20 protein-coding genes are annotated in these 26,539 nt (G+C 68.2%); 11 read left to right on the top strand and 9 right to left on the bottom strand.

The genetic code is table 11. From position 1 onward, the window contains the following. The first annotated feature begins 2 nt into the window (after positions 1 to 2). The 4 genes from nuoL (at position 3) to ACQY4O_RS15550 (ending at position 7,028) form a co-directional block, all read left to right on the top strand. Positions 3 to 1,865, top strand: a complete 1,863-nt coding sequence (gene nuoL, locus ACQY4O_RS15565; protein WP_428377260.1) for an NADH-quinone oxidoreductase subunit L — start codon at positions 3 to 5, stop codon at positions 1,863 to 1,865. After that, positions 1,862 to 3,376: a complex I subunit 4 family protein gene (locus ACQY4O_RS15560; protein ID WP_428377259.1), complete on the top strand. Its 1,515-nt coding sequence runs from the start codon at positions 1,862 to 1,864 to the stop codon at positions 3,374 to 3,376. The genes nuoL and ACQY4O_RS15560 overlap by 4 nt, the downstream gene beginning before the upstream one ends. Beyond that, positions 3,373 to 4,884, top strand: coding sequence for an NADH-quinone oxidoreductase subunit N (locus ACQY4O_RS15555; RefSeq protein WP_428377258.1), 1,512 nt, complete (start codon positions 3,373 to 3,375; stop codon positions 4,882 to 4,884). The genes ACQY4O_RS15560 and ACQY4O_RS15555 overlap by 4 nt, the downstream gene beginning before the upstream one ends. Positions 4,885 to 4,952: 68 nt before the next feature. Then, the gene (locus ACQY4O_RS15550; protein ID WP_428378216.1) at positions 4,953 to 7,028 is read left to right on the top strand and encodes an AsmA family protein; all 2,076 of its coding nucleotides are present in this window, start codon (positions 4,953 to 4,955) and stop codon (positions 7,026 to 7,028) included. 45 nt (positions 7,029 to 7,073) lie between these two features. Here the strand turns inward: ACQY4O_RS15550 and ACQY4O_RS15545 are convergent, their stop codons facing one another. Next, a complete protein-coding gene (locus ACQY4O_RS15545) occupies positions 7,074 to 11,546 on the bottom strand; it encodes a chemotaxis protein CheB (RefSeq protein ID WP_428377257.1) in 4,473 nt (1,490 codons plus the stop codon). A gap of 259 nt (positions 11,547 to 11,805) precedes the next feature. Here ACQY4O_RS15545 and ACQY4O_RS15540 point away from each other — a divergent pair, with 259 nt between their 5' ends. Further along, complete coding sequence (locus ACQY4O_RS15540) at positions 11,806 to 11,961, top strand: hypothetical protein (protein ID WP_428377256.1); 156 nt, start codon at positions 11,806 to 11,808, stop codon at positions 11,959 to 11,961. 27 nt (positions 11,962 to 11,988) lie between these two features. Here the strand turns inward: ACQY4O_RS15540 and ACQY4O_RS15535 are convergent, their stop codons facing one another. The 3 genes from ACQY4O_RS15535 to ACQY4O_RS15525 form a co-directional block, all read right to left on the bottom strand. Beyond that, entirely contained in the window at positions 11,989 to 12,171 is a 183-nt protein-coding gene (locus ACQY4O_RS15535; RefSeq protein WP_428377255.1) for a Flp family type IVb pilin, read from the bottom strand. 113 nt (positions 12,172 to 12,284) lie between these two features. Further along, on the bottom strand, positions 12,285 to 12,482 hold the full coding sequence (locus ACQY4O_RS15530; RefSeq protein ID WP_428377254.1) for a DUF1192 domain-containing protein: 198 nt from the start codon (positions 12,480 to 12,482) through the stop codon (positions 12,285 to 12,287). 61 nt (positions 12,483 to 12,543) lie between these two features. Continuing rightward, positions 12,544 to 13,581: an AI-2E family transporter gene (locus ACQY4O_RS15525; RefSeq protein ID WP_428377253.1), complete on the bottom strand. Its 1,038-nt coding sequence runs from the start codon at positions 13,579 to 13,581 to the stop codon at positions 12,544 to 12,546. Positions 13,582 to 13,740: 159 nt separating this feature from the next. Between ACQY4O_RS15525 and ACQY4O_RS15520 the strand changes: the two genes are divergently transcribed. Next, complete coding sequence (locus ACQY4O_RS15520; protein WP_428377252.1) at positions 13,741 to 14,979, top strand: glycosyltransferase family 4 protein; 1,239 nt, start codon at positions 13,741 to 13,743, stop codon at positions 14,977 to 14,979. A 4-nt stretch (positions 14,980 to 14,983) separates the two neighbouring features. Further along, a complete protein-coding gene (locus ACQY4O_RS15515) occupies positions 14,984 to 16,423 on the top strand; it encodes an oligosaccharide flippase family protein (protein WP_428377251.1) in 1,440 nt (479 codons plus the stop codon). Here the strand turns inward: ACQY4O_RS15515 and ACQY4O_RS15510 are convergent. Beyond that, positions 16,417 to 17,376 (bottom strand): radical SAM protein, encoded by a 960-nt coding sequence (locus tag ACQY4O_RS15510; protein ID WP_428377250.1) that lies wholly within the window; start codon positions 17,374 to 17,376, stop codon positions 16,417 to 16,419. The genes ACQY4O_RS15515 and ACQY4O_RS15510 overlap by 7 nt on opposite strands. Positions 17,377 to 17,421: 45 nt before the next feature. Continuing rightward, a complete protein-coding gene (locus tag ACQY4O_RS15505) occupies positions 17,422 to 18,645 on the bottom strand; it encodes a glycosyltransferase (protein WP_428377249.1) in 1,224 nt (407 codons plus the stop codon). A 167-nt stretch (positions 18,646 to 18,812) separates the two neighbouring features. Here ACQY4O_RS15505 and ACQY4O_RS15500 point away from each other — a divergent pair, with 167 nt between their 5' ends. From ACQY4O_RS15500 to ACQY4O_RS15485, 4 genes are all read left to right on the top strand, one after another. Further along, the gene (locus tag ACQY4O_RS15500) at positions 18,813 to 19,781 is read left to right on the top strand and encodes a glycosyltransferase (protein WP_428377248.1); all 969 of its coding nucleotides are present in this window, start codon (positions 18,813 to 18,815) and stop codon (positions 19,779 to 19,781) included. Between the two features lie 126 nt (positions 19,782 to 19,907). Continuing rightward, positions 19,908 to 21,071 (top strand): inositol-3-phosphate synthase, encoded by a 1,164-nt coding sequence (locus ACQY4O_RS15495; RefSeq protein WP_428377247.1) that lies wholly within the window; start codon positions 19,908 to 19,910, stop codon positions 21,069 to 21,071. Then, entirely contained in the window at positions 21,068 to 21,784 is a 717-nt protein-coding gene (locus tag ACQY4O_RS15490; RefSeq protein ID WP_428377246.1) for an NTP transferase domain-containing protein, read from the top strand. Before ACQY4O_RS15495 ends, ACQY4O_RS15490 begins: the two co-directional genes overlap by 4 nt. A 5-nt stretch (positions 21,785 to 21,789) precedes the next feature. After that, a complete protein-coding gene (locus ACQY4O_RS15485) occupies positions 21,790 to 22,737 on the top strand; it encodes a CDP-alcohol phosphatidyltransferase family protein (RefSeq protein WP_428377245.1) in 948 nt (315 codons plus the stop codon). On the opposite strand, the gene lptG is transcribed toward ACQY4O_RS15485, so the two are convergent. The 3 genes from lptG to ACQY4O_RS15470 all read right to left on the bottom strand — a co-directional run bounded on the left by lptG (position 22,710) and on the right by ACQY4O_RS15470 (position 26,539). Further along, the gene (gene lptG / locus ACQY4O_RS15480; RefSeq protein WP_428377244.1) at positions 22,710 to 23,774 is read right to left on the bottom strand and encodes an LPS export ABC transporter permease LptG; all 1,065 of its coding nucleotides are present in this window, start codon (positions 23,772 to 23,774) and stop codon (positions 22,710 to 22,712) included. The two genes, ACQY4O_RS15485 and lptG, sit on opposite strands and share 28 nt — an antisense overlap. Before the next feature lie 50 nt (positions 23,775 to 23,824). Further along, positions 23,825 to 24,973, bottom strand: coding sequence for an LPS export ABC transporter permease LptF (lptF, locus tag ACQY4O_RS15475; RefSeq protein ID WP_428377243.1), 1,149 nt, complete (start codon positions 24,971 to 24,973; stop codon positions 23,825 to 23,827). Between the two features lie 81 nt (positions 24,974 to 25,054). Further along, positions 25,055 to 26,539, bottom strand: a complete 1,485-nt coding sequence (locus ACQY4O_RS15470) for a hypothetical protein (RefSeq protein ID WP_428377242.1) — start codon at positions 26,537 to 26,539, stop codon at positions 25,055 to 25,057.

Genomic DNA, 26,539 nt, shown 5'->3' with positions numbered 1-26,539 from the left:
CGATGCAGCAATATCTTGCTCTCGTACCAGCCCTGCCGCTCGCGGCGAGCATCCTGCTGATGCTGGCCTCGACGTCGATCGGCACCAACGGCGTGCGCCTGCTCGGCGTCGGTTCGGTCGCGTTGTCCGCCTTGCTTGCCTGCCTGATCGCGTTTGCCCGGACTGGCGCCGGATGGGCGGTGCAGCCGTTCGACGTGACGCTGTGGCACTGGATGCGCATCGGCAGCTTCTCCCCGGACGTGACGCTGCATCTCGACGGGTTGTCGATGGTGATGATGCTGGTCATCACCGTCATCGGGTTCCTGATCCACCTGTATGCGTCCGCCTATCTCGACGACGATCCCGGCTACGCCCGCTTCTTCGCCTGCATGAACCTGTTCGTTAGCGCCATGCTGCTGCTGGTGCTCGCGAACGACCTGCTGCTGCTCTATGTCGGCTGGGAAGGTGTGGGCCTGTGCAGCTACCTGCTGATCGGGTTCTGGTACGACGATCCCGCCAACGGCCGCGCCGCGCGCAAGGCGTTCATCGTCACCCGCGTCGGCGACACCGCGCTGATCAGCGGGCTGTTCCTGCTGGCGACGACTTTCGGCACGTTGGCCATCCCAGCCTTGATGCAGCACGCCACCGCCCGCTGGCCGATCGGCACGGCGATGCCGACACTGGCCGCCTTCCTGCTGCTCGGCGGCGCGCTCGGCAAGTCGGCGCAGCTGCCGTTGCAGACCTGGCTTGTCGATGCGATGGCCGGCCCCACGCCGGTCTCGGCGCTGATCCATGCCGCGACCATGGTGACCGCCGGCGTCTATCTGATCGCGCGCACGCACGTGCTGTTCGCGCTCGCACCCGACGCGCTGCTGGCGACCGGGCTGATCGGCGGTGCCACCTTGCTGCTGTCCGGCGGCAGCGCGCTGGTGCAGACCGACATCAAGCGTGTCCTGGCGTATTCCACCATCAGCCAGATCGGCTACATGTTCCTGGCCCTCGGCGTCGGCGCCTGGGATGCCGCGATCTTCCACCTGGTCACGCATGCCTTCTTCAAGGCGCTGCTGTTCCTCGCGGCGGGTGCGGTGATCCTGCGCATGCATCACGAGCAGGACATCACCCGCATGGGCGGCCTGCGCACGGCGATGCCGGGCGTGTTCTGGAGCTTTGCGATCGGCAGCGCGTCACTGGCGGCGCTGCCGCTGGTCACCGCCGGGTTCTACAGCAAGGAGGCGATCCTCGGCGGCGCGTGGGACGCCGGGCCCTCCGGCCGCCTGCTCTGGTGCGCCGGCCTCATCGGCGCCTTCCTGACCGCGCTCTACATCTTCCGCCTGCTGTTCATCGTGTTCATGGGCGAAGAGCGCCACCACCCGCACGGCGTCACCGGCTGGCGTATCGGATTGCCGCTGGGGGTGCTCGCGGTGCTGGCCATCATCGGCGGCGGGTTGCAGACCCCGGCGCTGCTGGGCGGCGTCGGCATCATGCCGGGCATCCTTGGCGGCGTGTTCGGCACCACGTCGCACGAGGCCGCGCTGGCGGTGGCGCCGCTGCTGGTGGCATCCCTGGTGCCGCTGGTCGGGATCTGGCTCGCCTGGCGCTGGTGGGGCGGCGGCCTGACAAGCCGCTTCGAGACCCGGTTCACCGACCTGCTGTACCGCGGCTGGGATTTCGATCTCGCCTATGACCGCCTGATCGTGCAGCCGCTGATGTGGCTGGTGCGGGTCAACCATACTGACTGGATCGACAGTTTCTACGAGGGACTGGGCGCGCTCGCGCGGCGCGCGCACGAGGGCCTGAGCCTCAGCGAGAACGGACGCGTGCGCTGGTATGCCGGTTGGCTTGCCGCCGGCTCGGTGGCGGCGCTGGCCATCGCGGTGCTGTCATGATGCTGCCGGCGCTGATCATCGTCCCGTTGCTCGCGGCGCTGGTCGCCTGCCTCGGCGGACGCACCCGCGCCGACTGGCCGCGCTGGATGACGATCGCGGCGCTGCTGATCGACGCGGTGATCCTCGCCGCGTTGTCGCGTCCGGTGCCGGCGCCCGGCCTGGCGCCCGGCTGGCTGGCGCATTTCGACGCACCCTGGATCCCGCAGCTCGGCATTGCGGTGCGCCTGGACATGGACGGGCTCAGCCTGCTGCTGCTCTGGCTGACGCTGGCCCTCACGCTTGCCAGCGTGCTGATCTCCTGGCGCGAGGTCACGGAGCATGTCGGCTTCTTCCATGTCTGCCTGCTGGCGACCACGTCCGGCATCATCGGGGTGTTCCTGGCCACCGACCTGTTCCTGTTCTTCTTTTTCTGGGAGATCATGCTGGTCCCGATGTATTTCCTGGTGGCGGTCTGGGGGCACGAGCGCCGGGTGCATGCGGCGATCAAGTTCTTCCTGTTCACCCAGGGCAGCGGCCTGCTGATGCTGCTGGCGATCTTCGCCCTGGCGTTCGTGCACCGGCAGGCCACCGGGGAATTCACCTTCGACTATTTCCGGCTGCTCAACACGCCGATGTCGCAGGGCACCGGCATGCTGCTGATGCTTGGCTTCTTCATTGCGTTCGCGGTCAAGCTGCCGGTGGTGCCGTTCCATAGCTGGCTGCCCGACACCCACACCCAGGCGCCGACCGCGGGCAGCGTGCTGCTGGCCGGCATCCTGCTCAAGACCGGCGCCTACGGGCTGATCCGCTTTACCATCCCGCTGTTCCCGGACGCCGCCGGCCGGTTCACGCCGGTGGCGCTGGCCCTCGGCGTGCTCGGCATCCTGTACGGCGCCGTGCTGGCGATCGGGCAGACCGACATGAAGCGGCTGGTCGCCTACAGCAGCGTGAGCCATCTCGGTTTCGTGCTGCTCGGCATCTTCGCGTGGAACACGCTGGCCCTGCAGGGTGCGGTGATCCAGATGATCGCGCACGGCATCAGCACCGGGGCGCTGTTCATCCTGGTCGGCGCCGTGCAGGACCGGCTGCACACGCGCGACCTGCGCAAGCTCGGCGGCCTGTGGCACGCGGCACCGCGCTTCTCCGGCGTGTTCCTGTTCTTCGCGATCGCGTCGCTCGGATTGCCGGGGCTCGGCAATTTCGTCGGCGAGTTCCTCACCCTGCTCGGCACCTGGCGGGTCAGCCCGCCGGCGGCGGTGCTCGGCGCGGTCGGGCTGGTGATGGCGGCGGTCTATGCGCTGCTGCTGGTCGCACGCAGCCTGCTCGGGCCGGCCAACCCGCAGGCGGTGATGGGCGAGTTGTCCGGGCGGCACCGGTTCACGATGGCGGCGATGATCGTGGCCATCGTGGCGCTGGGCGTCTATCCGCAGCCGGTCATCGACATGGCGGCGCCGTCGCTGCGCCATCTCGGGCCGGTGACGGCGGCTGCGGCACCCCTCGTCCGCATCGCCAGCAGCCAGGACCGGCCATGAGGATCGACGGCTTCCTCGCCCTGCTGCCGCTGCTGGTGCTGTCGGCGGGAACCGTCGTGGTGATGACCGGGATTGCGATCCGGCGCTCGAACTTCCTCGCCACCCTGACCACGGGACTGGTCCTTGTCGTCGCCTTGCTGGCCTTGCTCCCGGTGGTGAACGTGCTGCCGGTGCGGGTCGCACCGTTGTTCCTGGTGGACGGCTATTTCGTGTTCGCGGCAGCCCTCGTGCTGCTCTCGGCGCTCGCGGTCCTGCTGCTGTCCTATGGCTACATCGCCGCCCTGCGCAACATCCCGGCGGACGAGTTCTACCTGCTGCTGCTGGTGGCGACGCTGGGCGCGGTCGCGATGCTGGCGAGCGACCATTTCGTGACCTTCTTCCTCGGGCTGGAGACGCTCAGCGTCGCCCTGCTCGGCCTGATCGCCTATTCGCGGCACCGTCCGGATGCGACGGAGGCCGCAATGAAATATCTGGTGCTCGCGGGCACCTCCTCGGCCTTCCTGCTGTTCGGCATCGCGCTGCTGTATGCCGACCAGGGCACGCTGTCGTTCAGTCTGGTCGGGTCGACCCGCGGCGCCGCGCAGGGGATCGGGATCTACCGCATGGCGGCCTCGGCGCTCATCCTGACCGGCATCGGCTACAAGCTCTCGATCGTGCCGTTCCACATGTGGGCGCCCGATGTCTATGACGGCGCGCCGGCGCCGGTCGGCGCCTTCATCGCCGTGGTTTCCAAGCTCTCGGTGTTCACCGTGCTGATGCGCTACTTCGTGGCAGGCCCGGGACGCGCGGATCACGCCGCCTTCCAGGCGATCGCCCTGTTCGCGATCCTGTCGATGCTGCTCGGCAACCTGCTGGCGCTGGGCCAGGACAACCTCAAGCGGCTGCTCGCCTATTCCTCGATCGCCCATCTCGGCTACCTGCTGGTGGCGTTTCTCGCCCCGGCCACCTTCGGGATCGAGGCGTCCAGCTACTATCTCGCGGCCTACGCGGTCACCACGCTCGGGGCGTTCGGCGTCATCGGCCTGCTGTCGGACCCGGACGCCGGGGCCGACCTTGCCGACCTCGCGGCCTATCGCGGCCTGTTCTGGCGCCGCCCCTGGCTCGCCGGCATCCTCACCCTGATGCTGGTGTCGCTGGCCGGCATCCCGCCGACGATGGGCTTCATCGCCAAGGCCTACGTGATGACCGCCGGTGTCGGCAGCGCGCTGACGCTGCCGCTGGCCGCCCTGGTGATCGGCAGCATCATCGGCCTGTTCTACTACCTGCGTGTCGTGGTGGTGATGGCGCAGCCGTTGGCAAGCACGACGCAAGCCAGGTTCCCGCGAGTGCGGATGAGCGGCGCGATCACCGTCGGCGTGCTGGCACTCGTGGTCGTGCTGCTCGGACTGCAGCCGGCCGCGCTGATCGCGTCGATCCGGCGCGCCGATCCGCGTACGCCTTCCGCGCCGATGCTCGCCGCGCAGCAGATGCCGCACGTCGCCGGCCGGGGGGCGCCCGCCCAGGAATAGCGCCGGAACCGCCCCCGCCGTGGCCGCGTTGTCCAGGGCTAACGTGCCCGGGGATCAGTGGCTTGGCAGTGGATCAGACGGCATCCGGAACGAGTGCATCGCCGGGTACGCCTCGCGGACGCAAGCCACGCCGGCGGCGCCTTTGGCCCTGGATCCTCGGCGTCATCGCGATCGCCATCATCGCACTGATCGCGCTGTGGAACTGGGACTGGTTCATCCCGCTGATCGACAGCCGCGCCTCTGCGGCCCTGGGGCGCAAGGTCACGATGCAGCACCTGCATGTCCGTCTCGGGCGGACCACGGTGGTGACCGTGGACGGGCTCCGCGTGGACAACCCGCCCGGCGTTGGCGCAGATGCCTTCCCGCCCGACCAGCCGCTGGCGAGCATCGACCATCTCGGCATCAGCGTCGGCGTCCTGACCTACCTGCGCGAGCGGGTCATCGACATTCCGCTGATCAACATCGACCATCCGGTGGTCAATGCGCTGGCGCACGAGGACGGCACCGCGAACTGGACGCTCAAGAGCCAGGGCAGCACGTCCCCGGGCAGCGCCGGCAAGCCGCCGAAGCTGGGCCTGCTGCGCATCCATGACGGCCACGTGCATGTCGTCGACCCGAAGTTCAAGACCGACATGAACCTGCAGGTGCACACCACGGGCTACCGTGATCCCGATGGCGGCCGCATCGTGGTGACCGCCGACGGGACCTACGCGCACCAGCCGATCACCGGGCGCTTCGTCGGCGGCGCGCTGCTGACCCTGCAGGACCGCACCCGCCCCTATCCGATCGATCTGCATGTCGCCAACGGTCCGACCAGGGTGGCGCTGACCGGCGAGGTCGACCAGCCGCTGACCTTCGGCGGCGCGCGGCTGCAGCTGGTCTTTATCGGGCCGGACATGGCGCTGCTGCTGCCGCTGACCGGCGTGCCGATCCCGCATACGCCGCCATTCAAGGTGACCGGCAATCTCGACTACCAGCAGCGCCGCATCGTGTTCGACAAGTTCCACGGCACCGTCGGATCGAGCGATCTCGGCGGCCGCATCGCCGTCGATGCGCGGACCCGCGTGCCGGACATCAAGGCCGACCTGGTCTCGCAGAAGGTGGACCTGAACGACCTTGCCGGCTTCATCGGCGGCACTCCCGGCACCGCGAAGAGCGGCAATGCGCAGCAGAAGCAGGAGATCGCCGCCTCGAAGAAGAGCGGCGACATCCTGCCCGACCAGAAATTCAGCATCCCCAAGCTGCATGCCGCCGACGTGCACCTGACCTACAAGGGCGCGCACATCGAGAACAAGTATGTCCCGCTCGACAACATCGTGGTCGCGATGGACATCGTGGACGGGCACGTCACCCTGCATCCGCTCGACTTCAAGGTCGGTACCGGCAGCATCGATTCGAACTTCGACCTGAACCCGGTCGGCAGCGACCTGCGCACCAAGGCCGAGATCACCTTCCGCCATGTCGACCTGTCGCGCATCCTGCGGGCGACGCATGCCTTCAACGGCGACGGGGTGATCGGCGGACAGGCCGACATCACGACCACCGGCTCGTCGGTCGCGACGATGCTCGGCAACGGCTCGGGCGGGGTGACGATGATCCTTTCCGGCAGTGGCGATATCAGCGCGCTGCTGCACGACATCGCCGGCCTGGAAGTCGGCAACGCCATCCTGTCGGCGCTGGGCGTGCCGACCCGCGCCAACCTGCGCTGCTTCATCGCGGACCTGCCGCTCAAGGACGGCATCCTGTCGATGAAGACCTTCCTGTTGCAGACCAGCGAGGCGCGCAGCATCGGCAGTGGCACGATCGACCTGCGCCGCCAGACGCTGGACTACTCGCTCACCACCCGGTCCTCGCATTTCAGCGTCGCTTCGCTGCCGGGACCGATCAACGTGACCGGCAAGCTCGGCAGCCCGAGCATCCGGCCCGGGGCCGAGGTGGTGGCGCGGGCCGGGGCCGCCGTCGGATTGGGTGTGCTGTTCGCACCGTTGGCGATCCTGCCGACGGTGCAACTCGGCGTGGGCGAAGGCGCCTGCACCGATGCGCTGCGCAAGACCGACGAAGCCCCCGCCGCACCTCCCGCCACGCCGGCCAAGGCGAAGCGGCCCAGGCCGCATACGCACCATCAGCGCACCGATCAACAGTGACTGCCGGCGCCTGCGCGAGGGCTGTCGGACCCGACATCCGCCCGCTCAGGGGCGGCCGGTGAGCTGCCTTGCGGGGTTGAACGCCGTCGCGGGGTCGCCCTGGCCGGCGCCATCCGCCCTATAGCCGGCGGTCAGGACCAGCCTCGCCAGGCCCGGCAGCGACCTCGAGGACGTCTTCTTCATGATCGAGGCCCGGTGGTTCTCGACGGTGCGCTGGCTGATGCGCAGGTCGGCGGCGATGTTCTTGCTCGGGTGCCCCGCGAGCACCAGGTCCATGACCTCGCGCTCGCGTTGCGTCAGGCTGGCAAGGTGCGCCGAGGCGTCCCGCTGCCAGCCTGGCAGCTTGCCGGCATCCCGCGAATGCTCGACCGCCCGGGCCACGCTCGACAGCAGCTCCGCGTCGCCGATCGGCTTCTCGATGAAGTCGGTGGCGCCCGCCTTCATCGCCTGCACCGCCATGGGCACGTCGCTGCTGCCGGTGATCATGATGGCCGGCATCAGCTGGCCGTTCTCGGCCAGCCGGTGCAGCAGCTCGAGCCCCTGCATGCCGGGCAGGTAGGCGTCCACCAGCAGGCATGCGCCGGACCCGGGCCTGAAATCGGCCAGGAAGGCCTCGCAGGTGGGAAAGGCGGCGACCAGATGGCCACCGTCCACCAGCACGCGGGTGATGGCATCGCGGACGTTCCTGTCATCGTCGATGACGAACACCGTCGCCGGCTCGGCCTGCAGATCCGGACCGGCAACGGCCTCGGGGTCCCGCGCCCTGGGCGAGGATCCGTGCCGCGCGCCGTTGGGCGGCAGCAGGCTGGCGATGGCCTTGGTCAACTCGTGCGCCTTGATCGGCTTGCCGAGCTGCAGGCATCCGGCGCGCTCGATCTCCTTCAGCGTCCCCGGGGAGATATCGCCGGTGAGGATGACGGCCGGTATCCGGCGGTGCAGCCTGTCGCGCAGCTGTGCCGTGACCTGCAGGCCGTCCATGCCGTTCGGCAGGTTGTAGTCTGCCAGGATCAGGTCCGGCGTCATCGTCCCGGCTTTCACCAGATCCAAGGCAACCAACCCGTCCGGGGCGCCGATGGCCCGGTGCTTCTGCTCGACGAGCAGGACCTCCAGCAGTTGCCGAAGCTCGGGGTCGTCCTCCACGATCAGGATCGAGCCCGGCTGCGGCGCCGCGGACGCCTGGGGGGCCGCACCAGGCGTCCGCGGCGGCGCCGGATCGGCAGGCGGCCGTGGCGCGTCCGCTGCCAACGCCACCTCGAGGGCGAACCGCGACCCCGATCCCGGCTTCGAGCTGACCCGGACCTTGTGGCCGAGCAGATCGCCCAGCCGCCGCACGATGGAGAGGCCAAGTCCCAGTCCCCGGCTGCGTTCGCGCGCCGGGTTATCGACCTGATGGTATTCGGTGAAGATGGCGTCGAGCTCGCCGGCCGCGATGCCGATGCCGGTATCGTGCACCTCGATGCTGAGAGTGGCGCCATGCCGGCGGCACCCGACCAGGATCCTGCCCCGGCGCGTGTACTTGATCGCGTTGTTCATCAGGTTGCGGATCATCTGCTCGAGCAGACGGCGGTCCGAGCGGATGTCGAGGCTGCACGGGACGACACGCAGCGCCAGTCCCTGCGCATCGGCGTGATACCGGAATTCCTCGCCCAGTTGACCGAGCAGGTCGGCGACCGGGAAGTCGGCGATGGCGGTGCGCAGGGTGCCGGCATCGATCTGGTTGATGTCCAGCAGGGTGTTCAGCATCCCCGACATCGCGCCGATCGTCGGATCCAGCATCGCCACCAGTTTCTGCGCCGCGTCGCCCGCGACGCGCTTGACCAGCAATCCCTGGATCAGCGTCAGCGTCTGCAGCGGCTGGCGCAGATCGTGGCTGACCGCCGCGAGGAAGCGGGATTTTGCGGCGTTCGCCTGCTCGGCATGCTGCTTGGCAACCTCGAGCGCGCGCTTGACCCGTTTGCGTTCGGAGATGTCGGCAAAGGTGACGACGACGCCTTCGACGCTATTGTCGTGCGTGTAGTACGGCAGGATCCGGCGCAGATACCACGCCCCGCTGCGTGCCTCGATCTCGCGCTCGACGGTGACCGGTTCGCCCAGCATGGTCCTGGCATCGGCGAGCAGGTCGGCGTCCTCGGACAACGAGGTGAGGTCGGCGAGCGGACGGCCCACGTCGCCCGGGATCAGGTTGAACAAGGCGCGCGTCGCGGGCGTGAAGAACCGGATCTTGAGGTCGGTATCCAGGAACAGGGTTGCCATGTCGGTGCTGTAGAGAATGTTCTTGAGGTCGTTCGACGTGGTGCGCTGCTTCTCCAGGCTGTCCTGCAATTGTCCGTTGAGTGCGACGAGCTCCTCGTTGAGCGCCTGCAGCTCCTCCTTTGAGGTGACCAGCTCTTCGTTGGTCGACTGGTATTCCTCGTTGAACGAGAGCGCCTCGTCATTGATCGCCTTCTGCTCGTCGTTCGAGGTCTCCAGTCGCTGCAGGGCGGCCTGCAGCTCGTTCCGGGTGGCTTCCAGTTCCAGTTCGAGTTCGGCGATCCGCGGCGCAACGGTGGAAAGGTCCGGATGCTCGAGCTCGCGGCCGGACACCGGATCGTTGACGAAGCAGACCAGCAGCAGCCGCTCGCCGTCCTGCTCGACCGGCCGCACCGCGATGCTGAAGGCGAAATTGCGCCCGTCGCGGGTGATCTGGCCGCCGCGCACGATGACGTTCGCGTTCCGGCCGGCCGCGTTCCGGTCGGCGGCCTGATGGATGGCGGTGCGAAGCCGGCCGCGCATCGACGGACGCGCCAGGGTGAGCAGGTCATGGGTCGGCCGCCCGGGCGCCACCTGCAGATAATGGTCGGTCGGCCCCTGGAAATGCAGGCACTCGTTGCGGCCGTTGATGAGGACCGCGGCCGGTGCATAGTGCTCCGTCACCTGCTGGCGGCAGAGTTCCGCGAACGTCGCCTGTTGCGAGAGCGCGGGCGTCGGCCGGCTGAGCGCCGGCGCCCTGGTGATCTCGCTCGCGCGCAGCGAGGAGGCGACCTCGCCCGGCGGGCTGCGGCCGATATGGCGGTAGATGCGCTCGGCCTGGGAGACGACCTGGAAGCGCCCGCTGACCAGGCCTGCGGTCTCCGAACTGCCGAGCAGCAGCAGCCCGCCGGTTCGGAGCGCGAAATGGAACAGCCGCAACACCTTCGCCTGTGCTTCCGGCAGCAGGTAGATCAGCAGGTTGCGGCAGGAGATGAAGTCGAGCCGGGAGAAGGGCGGATCCGACAGCAGGTCCTGCACCGTGAACACGACGCCGGAACGCACCTCCGGCTTGATCCGGTAGCCCTGCGGTTCGCGGACGAAGAAACGCTCGAGCCGGGCGTCCGAGACCGAGGCCTCGATGGTGTCCGGATACAGCCCGTCCCTGGCGGTGGCGATCGCCTCCGCATCGACGTCCGAGGCGAAGACCTGGATCTTCAGGTCGAGATCAGCCGCAATCATCGCCTCGCTGAACAGCATCACCAGCGAATAGGCCTCCTCGCCGCTGCTGCACCCCGCGACCCAGAGACGCAGCGGCTGTGCGGGCGCATGATCGCGGATCATGTCCGGCAGCACGCGGGCCGCCAGGACGTCGAACACCTCGCGATCGCGAAAGAAGCTGGTCACGTTGATCAGCAGATCGCGGGCGAGCAGGTCGCGTTCCTCGCGGCTGCGCTCGAGCAGCGCCTGGTAGTCGTCGAAGCGGGCCGGCTCGATGGCGGCCATCGCCATCCGCCGCTCGATGCGGCGCAGCAGGGTGCCCCGCTTGTACAGGCGGAAATCGTGCGCGGTGGTCTCGCGCAGGGTCGCGATGATGCCGCCGAGCCGGTCCTCCGCGCGCGGCTCGACCGGATTCGGGAGCAGGTCGGAATCGCTCGTCGTGGCGTGCGGCCCGGCCAGGGCGGCGGCGATCTGCTCCACCGGCAGGACCGCATCGACCAGCCCGGTGGCGATCGCGCTGCGCGGCATGCCGTCATATTCGGCCTGGCTTGGGTCCTGCACGAGCACGCGGCCGCCCTGCTCGCGGATCGCCTTCAGCCCGACGCTGCCATCCGAACCGGCGCCCGACAGCACGATGCAGGCGGCGCGGCGGCCGAATTCCCGGGCCAGCGAAAGCAGCAGGACATCGAAGGGCAGCCTGGCCTTGTGCTGCGCCCGCGGCTGCGACACACGCAGGGCGCCGTGCGCGACCGAGAGAAAGGTGCCGGGGGGGATGACGTACAGATGTCGTGGCTCCAGCAGCATGCCGCTGGCCGCAAGTCGCACGGTCATCGCCGTGTGGGACACCAGCAACTCGACCATCATGCTCTCATGCGCCGGGTCGAGATGCTGGACCAGGATGCAGGCGAACCCCTCGCCGTCCCCAAGGCTGCCGACCAGTTTCCTGCAGGCGTCGAGGCCTCCGGCTGACGCGCCGATGCCGATGACCGACAGGGTCCGCCGGAGGCCGGGAGGCCCGCGCGCTGGCGTCTGGCCGGGCGATGCGGCAGCCGGTGGGTCGGTTGGCGGCATGCGGGGCTCAGGTGCCTGCGCCTCTGACGTGTGCTTCGTCGCCATCCGTGAGAATTCCCGCACGGGCCGTTCCGCGTGCCCGGAGCCTAACAGCATTGGGCGACCTTGACGACAGCGCAACAAGTACCGGAAAGCCTGCGGCGCCAGTTCTGAACATCGAGAGCGGCCGGGGCTGTGCCGTCGCGGAAACTATTGGTTGAAGCCGGGACCCCGGATGTGGAACGTTTCGCAGGCGCACAGTCGCCCGGGGAGTTGCATCGTGTCCGTCGAAATCCGCTATCGCCTGCTCGCCGATGATGACGGAAGCTGGTATGTCCGCTGGCTCTGCGGCGCGCGCTGGCTGCTCGTGCATGGGCCGGCCACCCAGGCGCAGGCCCGCGAGTGGATGGACGGGATGCGCGCCCAGGTCCTGTAGCCGTGCCGGACGATCAATCCCGCCGCGTCAGGCGGATCCGACGGAGCTGGCAAGCTTGAGGAACACGCCACTCATCTTGGTGCCCAGAGAACTCACCGCGGAGACGATCACGACGGCGATAAGGCCGGCGATAAGCGCATACTCCAGGGCGGTGACCGCGCGACGGTCCTTCCTGAGAGACGCGCAAACCATCATCCAACTGACCGGCATGGGCCGCTCCTCATCCTTTGACCAAACGGCCGGCCGCACAGACATGTTAACGGACAATTAACACTAGAGAAGCGAGGTGGCGGGTTCAAGACAGAATTGATTCGCTACCGGACCTATAAGGTGCCCCCGCGCGACCCGAAGATCTTCGCCGCCGCGCCGAGATGGTCCTGCTTGCGGCCGATCATCGCCTCGGCGCGGGCGATCTCGCCCTGCAACTCGGCGATGTAGGACCGCAGCTCCGAGACGCCGAGATCGTCGAGCGGCAGGATGGCAAGGCGCGTCCGTGGACGCTCCGGGAGCTCATCATTCATTTCGGTCGGTCTCCAGGTCGGGGCGACTCTTGCCTGAATCGCCCAGGTCTTGGAAGTCGCCTCACAGCCGTTCGTCGGGACCGAGCTCCGGCGTCGCCTTGGCCAGGACCGCCAGCAGGGCCGCGGTCAGCGGGGTCGCGAAGATCAGCCCCGGAATGCCGAGGATCGCGCCGAACGCGGTCTGCGACAGGATGGTCAGGCCGGGCGGCAGGTCCACCGCCCGCCGCTGGATCAGCGGCGCCATGACGTTCCCCTCGAATGCCTGGATCGCCACGTACAGCACGATCGTCTCGATGCCGGCCGCCGGGGTGACCGAGAAGGCAATGATGACGGCCGGCACGGCGCCCATGATCGCGCCGATATAGGGCACGAAGTTCAGCAGCCCGGCGACCACGCCCAGCACCGCGGCCAGCGGCACGCCGATGAACCAGAGCCCGACGCCGGACAGGATGCCCACCACGAGCATGTCCAGCGCCTGCCCCGCGCTCCACATCCACAGCGCGTGGCCGGCGGTCTCGAGCAGGCCCTTGGCGCGCCGGCGGTGGGCGACCGGCACCAGGCGCAGCGCGCCGTTCGCGTAGGTGCCGGGAGCGCCGGCGAGGTAGAGCCCGGCGATGACGACCACGACGAGGGTTCCGAACAGGCCGAACACGGAGCCAAGGAAGCCCGCGACGGAGCCGGCGAGACCGGACGGCACGCCCGCGCCGTCCCCGCCCTGCTTGTCGCCGCCGAACGAGGACGGCACCTGTTCCAGCGCGATCCGGCCCCAGCGCGACTGCGAGAGACGGTCGTGCAGCCCGTGCGCCTGCGTGCCGAGGGCCTGGCGCAGCTTGTCGGCCTGCTCGCCGAGGCCGGGGCCCGCCATCCGGCCGAGCCCGATCAGCGTCGCCAGGATGGCCAGCACCACCAGAGCCAGGGAGAGCCAGTACGGCAGCCGGGTCAGGCGGTGCAACAGCCTCGCGACCCCGTGCAGGATCACCGCCAGCAGCGAGGCGGCGAAGACGACGGTCAGCACGTCCTTGAGCAGCCAGATGGCCAGGATGATCCCGGTCGCCGCCAGGGCCAGGCGCGCGAGGTCGTAGAGGCGGTCCTGAGCCACTGCTTGATTCTCCCGTCTCCGGCCCGGAGCCTGCTCCGGGACATCCCGCGCAGGCTGGCCCGACGTGCCCGGGCCTTGCCAGCGGTCAACGGCTGCCCGACAAGTCCCGACAATGCAATGGCCTGTGCCTGGACCTCAACCGCCGCGCCGGGCTCGCCCATGAAGGTCCTGTTCGCGTTCGAGAACCCGCTGCCGAGCAACGAGGCCGATGCGGAGGTCTTCACCACCACGGCGCGCTATCTTGCCCGCCATGTGCAGCAGTCCTGGCTGCACCTGCCGCTGGCAGCCGGCACCGCGGCGGAGCCGGCGGCACGGATCGCCGGCATGCCGGTGGTTCGGGCCTGGGCGCCGGTCCGGCCGGCGGCGCTGCGGCATCTGCTCTGCGGCCTGACCCTTATCTTCCGGCGGGAGTTCAGGCGAGCCGACATCATCTACACGCGCAATCTCTGGGTCGCCTGGATGTCGGTCCTGGCTCGACGGCGCGTGGTGTTCGACCATTACCGCCCGTGGGGCGACCAGATCCCGCCGCTGCAGTTCTGGATCCATCGGCTGCACTGCCATCCGCGGTTCCTGCTCAACATCTGCCATTCCGACTATACCAGGCGGAAGTACCTCGATCTGGGCGTGCCGGCGGCCAAGCTGCACTGCGTCCGGAACGGCTTCGAGCCGGCCCGCCTGCAGGCTCCGGTCGCGCCGGAGACGGCGAAGCGGCAGATCGGCGTGCGCCCCGACCAGGCGACCGTCGTCTATACCGGGCGCCTCAACCACAAGAAGGGCCTCGACCTCGTCCTGCAGGCCGCGCGCATCCTGCCGGACATCCTGTTCATTCTCGTGGGCTCGACCGGACCGGGCCCGATCGAAAGCATGGCCGCCGGCAGGCGCAACATCCGGATCGTCGCGTTCCGGCCCGACGCGACACTCGCGCAGTACATCTTCGCGGCGGACATCCTGCTGATCCCGCCTTCGCACAAGCCGCTGGCGACCTTTGGCTCGACCGTGCTCCCGCTCAAGCTCTTCCTGTACATGGCGTCCGGACGCCCGATCGTCGGCGGCGACACGCCCGATGTCCGGGAAGTCCTGACGCATCGGTGCAATGCCTGGCTGTGTCGCCCGGACTGCGTCGCGTCGCTGGTCGGCGGCATCCGCGCGGTGATCGGCGACCGGGCGCTGGCCTCGCGGATCGCGGCGCAAGCCGGGCTGGACAGCCGGGACCTTACCTGGGATGCCAGGGCGCGCCGGATCGCCGAACTCATCGCGGCCAACGCGGCGGCGCAACCGCGCCGCCACGGCCAATGGAGCGCCAGACACTCGCGGACCTGGCTGCGGCAATCCGGGCGCTGGCTGGCGCACCTGGCCCGGACCCGCGCATGGGTGCTGCCTCCCGCACCGCTTGCCTAAGCGCGTGCAGGATCATCGCCGCGACCTGGGGAAAGGCTTCAACTGGCTGGGCGGCGCCACGGTCGCCGCCAAGATCATCGATTTCTGCACGATCCTCACGATGCTGCTGTTCCTGAGCAAGCGGCAGGTCGGTATCGCGTCGCTGGTGCTTTCGATCGGCATGGTCGTCGAGGCCTGCAACGGGCTCGGCACCAGCGAGGCGTTGATCCAGTCGAAAACCATCTCCCGCCGGCAGGTCGATGCCCTGTTCTGGTACGTGACGGGTGCCGCGGTGCTGGTGGGCACGCTGACGCTTCTGGCGGCCCCGGTGATCGCCGCGATCTACGGCATGCCCGGGATGGCGACATACTTCCTTGCCATCGCCATCAAGCAGCCGCTCGTCGGCATCGCCCTCATCCCGCTGGCGATGATGAACCGGAACCTCCAGTTCGAGCGCATCGCGATCGTCAATGTCTGCGCGACCTTTGCCGCCGCGGCGACGCGCCTGGCGCTGGGTGCCGGGGGTGCGGGCGTATGGGCACTCGTCGCGGGCTATTCGGCGAGCGGCTTCTACATCATGGTCGGCGCCCTGCTGGCCCGGCCGTATCGGCCCCGGCTGCGTCTGCACCTGTCCGCGGTCCTGCCGCTTGCCCGCTACGGCTGGCGCGCCGCGACGAGCAACATCTCCGAGCAGATGTTCAAGAATGTCGACTACATGCTCATCGGATGGTTCTACGGACCGTCCCTGCTGGCGGTCTATCGCGTGGCATTCGACGTCGCCATGGAGCCGGCGATGGCCGTCGGCACGCTGGTCAACCGGACCGCGCTGCCGGTGTTCGCCCGCGCCTCGGCGCAGGCGGCCGACCTCACCTCGATCCTGCGCTGGTCGCTCGGCAAGATCGCGGTCCTGGTGGCGCCGTTGATGGCCGCGCTGGTGCTGGCCGCCGGGCCGCTGACCGCGATGCTGCACGATGACCGGAACAGCAGCTACATCGCCGCCGCCACGCCGTTGCGCTTCCTCGCGGCTGCCGCCCTGCTGCGGGTGATGACGATGCTGTTCTCCACGATGATGCTGGGCGTGGGCCGGCCCGGGATGGCGGCGCGCCTGGCGCTGGCGACCCTGCTGCTGCTGGCGTCGGCGATCCTGCTGGTAGGCCTCACCTTCCAGGCCGAGACGGGCATCATTGCCGCCGCCGCCATCTGGCTCGGCCTGTATCCGCCCGTGCTGCTCTGGGCGACATGGATCCTGTGGCGCCGGTGGCGGATCAGGCCCGGCGCGCTGGCGAGGGCCTTCGCGGCGCCCTGCATCGGCATTGCCGCCCTGGTCCTGCTGGTCGCGGGCGGCGACCTCCTGGTGGGTGCCGACCCGAAGGCGCGGCTGGCACTGGTCGCTGCCGCGACGGCACTGATCTACGCCGCCCTGTTCCTGTGGGAGCGACGCCGGGCGCCGCTTCCGTCTCAGTGACCTGCTGTGCCGGCGACCGCCTGCGCGCCGCGATACCGGTCGAACATGCTCATCTGGTGGACGCAGCTCAGCGTGCAGGTCGGGCTGCATGGCTTCTCGGTGCGGTATTCGCGCCGGATATCCTCGATGCTGTAGTCGAGCAGCGGGATTCCCGGCGTGCCACGCTGCTGTGAGCACCAGTGGACGCGGCCATCCTCGGCGACATACAGGTAGCGCGCGCCGGCGCGGCACTTCCAGTCATTCGCCTGGCCGTGCATCAGGTTCTTCTGGAACAGCCAGTAGTTCAGGCCATGCACGACGGATGGCGAGATCCTGGTCACCTGCTCGTAGGCCTGCATCTGCGCCGCGCTGAGCGGTTTCAAGGTCCCGGTATGATCATGCAGGACGCCGACCGAGTGCTGCAGCCCATGCCTGGCCGCGGCGGTCGCGACCGCGACCACGTCCTGCGTGCGTTCCGTGGTGACGCCGAGGACCGAGTTCACGTTCACCTTGAAGCGGGCATGCGCCGCCAGCAAGGCCAGCTTGCCCTCCACCGAGGACAGGCTTTTCATCGAGATGTCGTCGGGCCTGATGTTGTCGATGCTTATCTGCATGCCCTGGAGACCGGCCGCGTTCAGGCGGTTGATCCACTGGCGGCTCAGGCGGAAGCCGTTGGTGATCATCGTCACGATCATCCGATGATCGCGCGCCGCCCGGATGACGCGGTCGAGCTCGGGATGCAGCAGCGGCTCGCCGCCGGTCAACGTGATCGACGCGGTCTTCAGGCTCGCGAGATGATCGACCCAGGACAGCAGGTCGGCCAGCGGCACGGGCGGCGAGAAATCATCATATTCGTTGCAGTAGCCGCAAGCCAGGTTGCAGCGGCGCGTGACGACGACCTGGGCAAGCAGCGGGTTGTAGCGTGAGCCGACGACGCGTGCGAGGAACCGTGCTCCGGAGGCCGCGCTGGCCATCCGGCGGCCGAGTGACTGCGCGCGCATCAGGTTCGCGTCGCGCTGTCATGGAATGGAGCGAAGAGTTGCATCCGGCTGCATAGCATCGATGCCGCGGCGGCGGAAATCTTGGGCGATCAGGGCGGCGTAGAAGGTCTCGAGTGCTGCGTTCTGTCGGCGGATATCGAACCGCCGCTCGACGAAGTCCCGCGCGGCAGGCCCCATAAGCAGGCGTCGGGGGGCGTCGTCGACCAGCGCCAGCATGGCCTGGCGCAGCGCATCCGGGTCGCGCTCGGGCACCAGCAACCCGGTCCGGTCATCGTCGACACCTTCCGGAATGCCGCCGACCCGTGTGGCGACCACAGGCACGCCGAGCGCCGCCGCCTCCAGCAGGACCATCCCGAGCCCCTCGACGCGGCCGGTTCTCGTCTTGATGCTCGGCAGCACCAGCATCATCGCCCGGCGCATCCGGTCGAGCACCTCGGCATGCGGACGTGCGCCGAGGAAGCGCACCTGGCTTGCGATGCCGCATGATCGCGCGAGTGCCTGTAGCGGGCGTCGCAGGTGGCCGTCCCCGATGATGACCAGTTGCAACCCGGGGCGCTCGCGCACCAGTGCGGCGAAGGCCAGGATGAGGTATCGGGTGCCCTTCATCTCGACCAGGCGCGCGACATGCAGGACGACCGGCATTTCCTGGGCCGGATCGCGCGGTGTCACGGCGTCGCAATCCACCCCGGTATAGTGCAGATGCGTTCGCTCCTCGGGGAAGCCCATCGCCAGCACCCGGTCGCGGATGAAGGACGAGACGCAGAGAAACAGGTCGCCTCGCCGGGCCAGTCGGCGGCGGAATAACGGGTAGTTCACCCAGGCCGGCGAGGTGAACAGGGCCGCCGTCGACAGGGTCGCGTCGTAGCCGTGGAAGGTGGTCACCAGCGGGATTTTCAGGCGCTCCGCGATCGGCAGCGCATAGACGCCGTCGATCCCGAAATGGGCATGGATGAGCGCCGGCCTCCGAGCGCCAAGCAGCCGCAGGTACGGCACCGGGTTTCGGGTGAGCATCTGCCAGCCGATGCGAGGCCATGTGCGCAGGCCGCTTGTATCCTGCAGGGCGAGGGAGTCTGCGCCCTGCGGCGCGGCACCGAAGCGCAACCGTCCCAGATAGCAGGGCGAATAGTGCTCCAGGCGCTGCGCCTGTTGCGTGATGAAGGGTTCGGAGGTCCGGAACAGATTATTGCGGAAGATGGCGATCTCGGGTCGCGAGGTTCCGTCCGGGCTGTCGGTCTCTGACATGCTAGACTTGGCCAAGCTCAGGTTGATTCTTCGGTCGGACCAACACGCATGGGTTGCAGACCTGCACAGGATCCTGACTCAATGGTTGTCCCGCCCTGAATTGGACTTCATGGTAGCGCTAAGTTAGCTTCGATCGGGAGTGCCGCACCGCCAACAGGCTCGACCCGATGACGATTCCCCCCCGACTGCACTTCTTCTGGATCGGCAAGCGGCTCCCCTGGGCGTATGTCTTTGCGGTCATTTCGGCGGTTGAGCGCAGCGAGATACCGGACATCATCTTCCACCACACCGATAGGCTTGAGGATGGCGCAGAGCGTTCCGCGCTGGAAGCCGAGGCCCGTGTCCGCATGGTCCGGATCGACCCGGCGGAATATCTCGCCGAAACCGGCGATCGGCTCGGCCTCGCGGAGGCCTTCGTGGCGCTGTATCGAAGGCTGGAGAGTCCGGTCGCGCGCTCGGATCTGCTGCGCGCGGCGATCCTGTATCGCGAGGGTGGCATCTATCTCGACCTGGATACGGTGACGATTGCGTCGCTACTGCCACTGCTGGACGTACGGCATTTCCTGGGATCCGAGTTGATCGTGTGGCCGCAGCGCGCCCGCACGTCACGCTCTCCGGTTGTCCTGTCGCGACACCTGGTGCTCGACCTGGTGCGCAAGGCATGCCGGCGCATCCCGCACGGCTGGGCGCTGTTCAGGCAAGTGGAGCGCTTCTACACCCGGAGCGTCAACAACGCGGTGATGGGTGCCGAGGCCGGGTCGGACCTGGTCGCGAATTATCTCGTCGGCATGGTCAGGGCATCGCCGGAGCAGCAGACGCGGCGCTATGGGCTGGGCCCCGATCTGCTGCGCGAGGTGGTCCGCCGGTATGACCATGCGGCTCTCGTGATCCATCGGCCGGCGGTGTTCTATCCGCTGGCTCCGGAGATTTCCGAGCACTGGTTCCGCATCGCGTCGCGCATCCGGCTGCGCGACGTGCTCTCGCGGGAGACGCGGGTTGCGCATTGGTATGCTTCGGTTCGCACGAAAGCCCTTGTGGCTCACATAACCCCCGGCTACGTGCGCAGGAACCGCGACAGGCAGCTCTACAGTGCTCTGGTCTGCGCCAGTATCGATGAATTCACGCACGCGACATGAGCGTGCGCGACCTCAGCATCTCCTGTCCGGCGTCGACGGCATCCGCGAGAGGTGTATGACTGCCGTAATTTCCGTGGCGAACAGGACCCCGCCGCCTTCCCCGCTGCTTCCTCGAATTCAAGGCTGATGACGATGAACCGAGACACGATCCGAATCGCAATCGCAGGGATCGGCAACTGCGCCAGCGCCCTGATCCAGGGACTACATTATTATACGCCCGAGCGCTGCCGCGAAGGCGTGGTCGGGCTGATGCATACCGAGATCGGCGGCTACCTGCCCTCCGATATCAAGGTCGTCGCGGCGTTCGACGTCGATGTCCGCAAGGTCGGCGTGGATGTCCACAAGGCAATCTTCTGCAAGCCGAACTGCACCAAGGTGTTCCACGCGGACATTCCCCAGAGCGGGGTCATCGTCCGGATGGGGCAGGTCCTGGACGGCATCTCCGAGCACATGATGGACTATTCCGATGATCGGACGGTCATCCGGTCCGACGCGGCCCAGCTCTCGAAGGCAGAAATCGTCAACGAGTTGCGACGCAGCGGCGCGGACATGCTGCTGAACTACGTGCCGGTGGGTTCGGAGCAGGCGGCACGGTTCTATGCGGAGTGCGCCCTGGAAGCCGGGATTGCCTTCGTCAACAACATGCCGGCGTTCATTGCCAGCGACGCGGCTTTCGCCGAGCGGTTCAGGCAGGCGAACCTGCCGATCATCGGCGACGACATCAAGTCGCAGCTCGGAGCCACGATCGTCCACCGGGTGCTGACCGACCTCTTCGCCAAGCGTGGCGTCAAGCTGCTCAGGACCTACCAGCTGAACACCGGCGGCAACACCGACTTCCTGAACATGAAGAACCAGGAGCGGCTGACCTCGAAGAAGACCTCCAAGACGGAGGCGGTGCAGTCGGTCGCCAAGAAGCGCATCGAGGACGAGAACATCCATGTCGGCCCGAGCGACTACGTGCCCTGGCAGAACGACAACAAGATCTGCTTCCTGCGCATCGAGGGCCATCTGTTCGGCGATGTCCCGATGGAACTGGAATTGCGGCTGTCGGTCGAGGATTCGCCGAACTCGGCAGGCGTTGTCATCGACATGGTCCGATGCTGCAAGCTTGCCCTCGAGAACGGCATCGGCGGCGTGCTGGAGGGGCCGAGCGCCTATTTCTGCAAGCACCCGATCGTGCAGTACACCGATGACGTAGCCTACACGATGACCGAGGCCTTCATCCGGGCGTATGGCCGGAAGAACCCGGCCGCGACCGACGCTGTCCTGGAGGCCACCGCCGCTCAATGAAGTGCCTGATCGTCGCCGCCGGCCAGGGTGCCAGGCTGAGGGTGGGCGTCGAATTGAAGCCCCTGGTCCCGGTGGGCGGCGTGCCGCTGATCGAGCACGTCATCCGGCGTGCCCGCCAGGCCGGCGTGGACGAGTTCTTTGTCGTGAGCGGCTATCGCGGTGACGAGTTGCGCGACGCCCTGGACGGGCTCGCCGCGCGGGACGGCGTTTGCATCAGGCACATCGTCAACGACGAGTGGCAGCGCGCCAACGGCGTCTCCCTGCTCAAGGCGAAGGGCCATCTCGATGGGCGCTTCCTGTTGACGATGTGCGACCATCTGGTCGATCCCGGCATATTCCGGGCCCTGATGTCGGTGCCACCGCCGCCGGACAGCGTGATCCTGGCCGTCGATTTCAACATCGTGGATCCGCTCAATGATCCGGAAGACGTGACCAGGGTGGCCAGTGCCGACGGGCGTATCCAGGCGATCGGCAAGGGCATCGAGACGTATGATTGCTTCGATACCGGCGTGTTCCTCTGCACGCCCGCGATGTTCGCAGCACTCGAGGAAAGCCAGGCCTCGGGCGATGACAGCATCTCGGGCGCGATGACCGTGCTGGCGCGGGAGGGTCGCGCGTTGGCGTTCGACATCGGCGACCGGGCCTGGATCGATGTCGACGATCCGGTGGCGCTCGGCAAGGCCGAGGCACTGCTCGCCGACGGGCGGCTCTGATCGCGGTGCAGGCGGCCGAGCCGGTCCGGCGCACGCCGGAGATCGAGGAATTCACCAACCGCCTGGTCATCCACCCGGTCGCCGGCCGGCTGGTCCGGCTGTTCGCCCGGCTGGGTGTTGCGCCCAATGCGGTTTCGCTGCTCGGGATGGCCTGCGGGATCGGCGCAGCACTAGCCTACCTGCATTATGACCGACCGGCCTGCGTCGTCGCCGGGTTCTGCCTGATGATCCTGTGGCACGTGATGGATGGTGCCGACGGCCAGCTGGCCCGCCTGACCGCCTCGCAGTCCGAGCTCGGCAAGGTCCTGGACGGCGTCTGCGACTATGTGACGTTCATCGGGGTCTATGCGGCCCTGGCGGTCGGGCTCGCGGCCCGTCACGGCGCCTGGGTCTGGGGTGTCGTTATCGTCGCCGGCCTGTGCCATGCCGTCCAGGCCGCCGCCTACGAGAAGCAGCGCGAGGAGTACGTGCTCTGGGGCCGGGGCCGGTTGTCGGCCCAGGCGGGAACTGACCCGGGGACCGGTGCGCCGTCCAGGCTGTTCCGGCAGTTCCACCGCGCCTATGCCGGGCTGCAATCGTTCACCGCGATCCCGGCCGCGGCCCTGAGGCAAGACTATTTCGCCAGCCTGGCATCGCGGCCCGAGCGGGCGGCGGCCAGTCGGGAGCGCTATCGCAGGACCTTCGCACCCGCCGTGCGACGCTGGTCGGTGATGTCGGCGAACTACCGCACCATCGGCATCTTCCTGTTCACGCTATGCGGCATCCCGCTCTACTACTTTTGCGCTGAGATCCTCGGCCTAAGTCTCGTCCTGGTGCTGCTCCTGGCAGCACAGCGCGCGCTCTACCGCCGCTTCTGCGCCAACCTGGAAGTGGCTGGAGCCGATGAACAGGTCGTGCCGCCCGAGAGGCTGTCTGCAGACAGCCTCTACCGGCTGGCGGAGCGGAACAGGTAGAGCGACAGCCAGATCGTCAGGGCGGCCGGCGTCAGGGCGGTGAGCGCCGCGTTGAGATCGAGCAGGAGGCCCAGGCGGCTGAAGATCAGCTGGCCGAGCGAGAAGGCGACCCCGAAGCCGACGCCGAAGGCCAGGCTTCTGCCGGGGCCCTGGGCTCGCCCGGCGCCGAACACGAACGAGGCCGCAATCATCACCATCGCGGCCAGGGTGAAGGGCAGGCTGATCTTCGCCCACAGCTCGTGCTCATAATGCGCCGCCGGCTCGTGTTTCAGCGCGAGGCGACGGACCTCCCGATACAGCGCCATCGGCGGTATGCTGGTCAGCGGCAGCGTCAGGACCTGCATTTCCTGCGGCGTCACGAACGAGTGCCACATGAGCCGGGGCAGATGGTCGGTGGTCAGCTCGGCGCCACGGTCGAGTTTGCGGGACACGTCCGCCAGCAGCCATTGTCCATCCGGTCGGAGCTGGGCGCGGGCTGCGTGGATGATGCTCAGCAGGCTGCCATCGGCGGCGAAGCTGTAGATATCGATCCCGACCGGCGTGTGGCCGCGGTCGAACCGCTCGATGTTCAGATACTCCCGGTTGCTCTGTGCCCAGAAGCTGTTGTCGCCGGACGCCGCCCGCGTCGCATTCAGGGCGGCGGCGCGCCCGTCCTGCGCCAGGCGCTGCGCCGGCGGGATCACGAACTGGGCCAGGATCAGCAGGATGGCGACGATGGGAATGAGCGGCGTCAGGACCGAGCCGACGATCCGGCGTTCCGGGATGCCGAGTCCGAGCATCGCCGCGAGCTCCGAGTTGCGCGCCAGCGCGCCGAGCGCCAGCAGCGACCCCAGCAGGGTCGCAATCGGCGTGATCTGCAGGAACCGGCCGGGCGCGGTCAGCAGGACATAGACGAGGGCGTCGCCCAGGCGGTAGTGCCCCTGGCCGACGGAGGCGAGTTGTTCGACCAGTTCGAGCAGGCTGAGCAATGCGGTGAGGGCCGCGGCGACCAGGGCGAAGGCCCTGACCGCGGCACGCCTGACGTAGCCTTCCACCATGTCATCTCACGTTCAGGGCGACGACTGGCCGGGAGCATGCCGCCCGCTGGTCATTTCCCGAGTGCAAGAGCTGGCTGGCGTCCGGCCATCGACGTCAACAACAGGCCGAGTATGCCCGGCGCCCACCAGATTCCCGGGAACTCGGCAATCGTGCCGTGCTGGACCCAGGTCCGCGCGCATGTGCAGAGCAGATAGTATCCGAAATAGACCGCGAAGGCCTTGCCGAAGATCAGGTTCCTGCTCTGCCGTGGTTTGGTGCGACTGAGCGGGATGCCGAGCAGTCCGAGCAGAAGCGTCGAGAGCGGCGTGGAGAGGCGCCACTGCAGTTCCGCGATATCCTCGCTGGAGCCGGAGGCCGCGATCTGCGCCGTGCTCGCGGCGACGCTGCTGTAGCCGGCCGGCGCTGCATTGCGGCTGTTGGGATCGACGGTCATCGCCTGCACATGCAGGACCTCGTCGGACTTTCCTGGCACATGGCTGAGTTCGTACAGGTTGGCGTCGCTCATGGCCACGTCGGAGCCGCCATTCGCGATCCCGGTCGGGACCGCACTCGCCAGCCGGCCGGAAATGATCTCGTCATGGTCGCTGTACGCGAGCTTCACGAACACGTCCCGCGCCGGCGTGCCGGGGCCATCGCGGTGGGTGAGGAAGACGACGCGAGCCCCGTGCTGGCTCACATAGAAGGAGCCGGCCTGCATCGCATCGACATCGAGCAGCGTGGCGGCGCGGTCGGCCATCTCGTGCAGGTTCCGGTAGGCCCACGGCCTGACGAAGATCGACAGGCCGCCCACCACGAGTGCGAGGACGGCGGACAGGGTCAGCACCGCACGGACCATGACCGCGGGCGTCAGACGCAGCGCGAACATGGCGGCGAACTCAAGGTCGCTGTGCAGCCTGGCGAAGGTCAGGATGACGGACACGTACAGCGCCGCCGGAATCAGCACCTCGAGCGAGATGACGACCTTCAGGAAGGTCAGTCTGGCGACCGCACCGCCAGGCAGGAGGCCGTTGACGGCATCGGACAGGAAGCTGGCGGTGCTGTAGCTGGCGAACAGCGCCACCAGGATCGCAAGGATCGCCAGCAGCGGCTTGCTGAGTTCCCGCAGCAGGTAACGGTCGATGATCAGTGCCGGCCACCACCCCGCATGGCGGCGGCGAGCGACGGCTGCCCGTGCGGGGCCGGATTGTGCGGAGAGCATCGCGGGCAGCGATAACAGATGCTGGCGAGCGGAACAAACCCGTGGTGGGACGGCCTGCTTCCCGGCATGCGGCTGCCGCCTTTACGGCGCTGCCGCCGCGGGCAGCGGGCGATCGATCGGGGCAAGCAGGATCGCGCCGTTCGGGCCGGTCGCCACCGGCGCGTAGATCCCCGCGAACGGGCCGATGACGGGATCATGGCCCAGGCTGCGGATCGCGTTGCGATGGGTGGCGGAGCCCGGGTCGTATTCGAACATGGCATACCCGCGGCGGGCGACCATCCTGCGGAACGGCTCCGCCGACCGGCCGCTCAGGATGCTCTGAGTCAGGTTGAAGATGTCGACGCTGAACGGCTTGCCCGCCCAGATGCAGACCGACGGCATCTCGCAGCCTGCCGGCCCTCGTGACGCTGCCAGGCGCTCGATCATCGGCTGCCAGGCCGCCTGCCGTGCCTTGCGGTCGGCGATCTCGTGCCAGGCGGCGGGCAGGCGCCATGGCAGCGCGCCCACCACCGGCAGGGCGGCGAAGACGAGCAGGGCGGCCGGCCCGATCGACCGGCGCCGGATGGGCAGCGGAGATCGGGACAGCGGCGCGAGCACGAGCCCGAAGCCGAGGCAGACCGCGATCATGGTCTCGAAATGCGCGTTGTAGTTCACCCCCTCGCCCATGCGCTGCACGATGCCGGTCAGCAGGCTCACGCCCGCGAACAGCCCGACCAGCACGGCGCCATCGCCCGCGACGCGCCGACGCAGCGCGAGTGCCGCGATTGCCATGGGGAGCAGCGGCGCGAGGCCGCCGATCGCCCGGGTCAGCCGATAGGCATGAAAGACCCGCGGATGGTGCAGGATGTCGCTGTAGGCCGCCGACCCGAACAGGGCGCCGGTCAGGCCCAGCCCGGCGCAGGCTCCGGCCGCGGCGGCGGCGATCCAGACGATCGCCAGGCGACGGTCGAGCCAGGCGAGCCAGAGCGTCACCGCCACCGGCAATGCCACGAGGTTGTGCTTGACGAAGCCGCCCGCGACCATCAGCAGGGCCGCGAGGATCATCCGTCCCGGCGGCGGCCCGCCCGGTTCTGGCCGGCGCGGGACCCCCGTTCGCAGCAGCAGCGCCAGGCTGCCGAGCATCATGGCATGGGCGAGCCACTGCGGATCGTCCATCGCCACGTAGCTGCGGTAGAAGGTCGCCGTCGACAGCAGCAGCAGCAGGCCGGCGGCGCAGGCGGCCCGTCCGGTCCCGCCGAGCTGCCGGACGCACAGGCCGAGCAGGCCGGCGCAGCAGAACAAAGCCGCCAGGGCCACCACCCGGCCACCGACGATCATGTCCCGGAAGACCAGCCCGGCCACGCCGACGATGTAGAAGCCCAGCGGCGGGTAGTTGTTGAACACGAAGCTGTCGGAGCCAGGGTACAGCGGTCCCGCAGACGGCTGCATCGCGCGGGTGTCGAAGCCGGCGTTCCAGCCTTCGTTGTAGTTGATCGGGATATGCAGCGGGATCGTCAGCACCGGCCCGAGCAGCAGCAGCACGAGCAATACCGAGCCGGCCAAGAGCACCCTGTCGAACGCGTTCAT

Source organism: Lichenicoccus sp., from assembly GCF_965277665.1.
GTDB lineage: Bacteria > Pseudomonadota > Alphaproteobacteria > Acetobacterales > Acetobacteraceae > Lichenicoccus.
This window is presented reverse-complemented; position numbering and strand designations above follow the sequence as displayed.

What these genes read in the sequence shown, in the direction of transcription:
- nuoL (WP_428377260.1), top strand. Translation starts at nt 3, where the DNA reads ATGCAGCAATATCTTGCTCTCGTACCAGCCCTGCCGCTCGCGGCGAGC.
- ACQY4O_RS15560 (WP_428377259.1), top strand. Translation starts at nt 1,862, where the DNA reads ATGATGCTGCCGGCGCTGATCATCGTCCCGTTGCTCGCGGCGCTGGTC.
- ACQY4O_RS15555 (WP_428377258.1), top strand. Translation starts at nt 3,373, where the DNA reads ATGAGGATCGACGGCTTCCTCGCCCTGCTGCCGCTGCTGGTGCTGTCG.
- ACQY4O_RS15545 (WP_428377257.1), bottom strand. Translation starts at nt 11,546, where the DNA reads ATGCCGCCAACCGACCCACCGGCTGCCGCATCGCCCGGCCAGACGCCA.
- ACQY4O_RS15535 (WP_428377255.1), bottom strand. Translation starts at nt 12,171, where the DNA reads ATGCCGGTCAGTTGGATGATGGTTTGCGCGTCTCTCAGGAAGGACCGT.
- ACQY4O_RS15530 (WP_428377254.1), bottom strand. Translation starts at nt 12,482, where the DNA reads ATGAATGATGAGCTCCCGGAGCGTCCACGGACGCGCCTTGCCATCCTG.
- ACQY4O_RS15520 (WP_428377252.1), top strand. Translation starts at nt 13,741, where the DNA reads ATGAAGGTCCTGTTCGCGTTCGAGAACCCGCTGCCGAGCAACGAGGCC.
- ACQY4O_RS15510 (WP_428377250.1), bottom strand. Translation starts at nt 17,376, where the DNA reads ATGGCCAGCGCGGCCTCCGGAGCACGGTTCCTCGCACGCGTCGTCGGC.
- ACQY4O_RS15505 (WP_428377249.1), bottom strand. Translation starts at nt 18,645, where the DNA reads ATGTCAGAGACCGACAGCCCGGACGGAACCTCGCGACCCGAGATCGCC.
- ACQY4O_RS15500 (WP_428377248.1), top strand. Translation starts at nt 18,813, where the DNA reads ATGACGATTCCCCCCCGACTGCACTTCTTCTGGATCGGCAAGCGGCTC.
- ACQY4O_RS15495 (WP_428377247.1), top strand. Translation starts at nt 19,908, where the DNA reads ATGACGATGAACCGAGACACGATCCGAATCGCAATCGCAGGGATCGGC.
- ACQY4O_RS15490 (WP_428377246.1), top strand. Translation starts at nt 21,068, where the DNA reads ATGAAGTGCCTGATCGTCGCCGCCGGCCAGGGTGCCAGGCTGAGGGTG.
- lptG (WP_428377244.1), bottom strand. Translation starts at nt 23,774, where the DNA reads ATGGTGGAAGGCTACGTCAGGCGTGCCGCGGTCAGGGCCTTCGCCCTG.
- lptF (WP_428377243.1), bottom strand. Translation starts at nt 24,973, where the DNA reads ATGCTCTCCGCACAATCCGGCCCCGCACGGGCAGCCGTCGCTCGCCGC.
- ACQY4O_RS15470 (WP_428377242.1), bottom strand. Translation starts at nt 26,539, where the DNA reads ATGAACGCGTTCGACAGGGTGCTCTTGGCCGGCTCGGTATTGCTCGTG.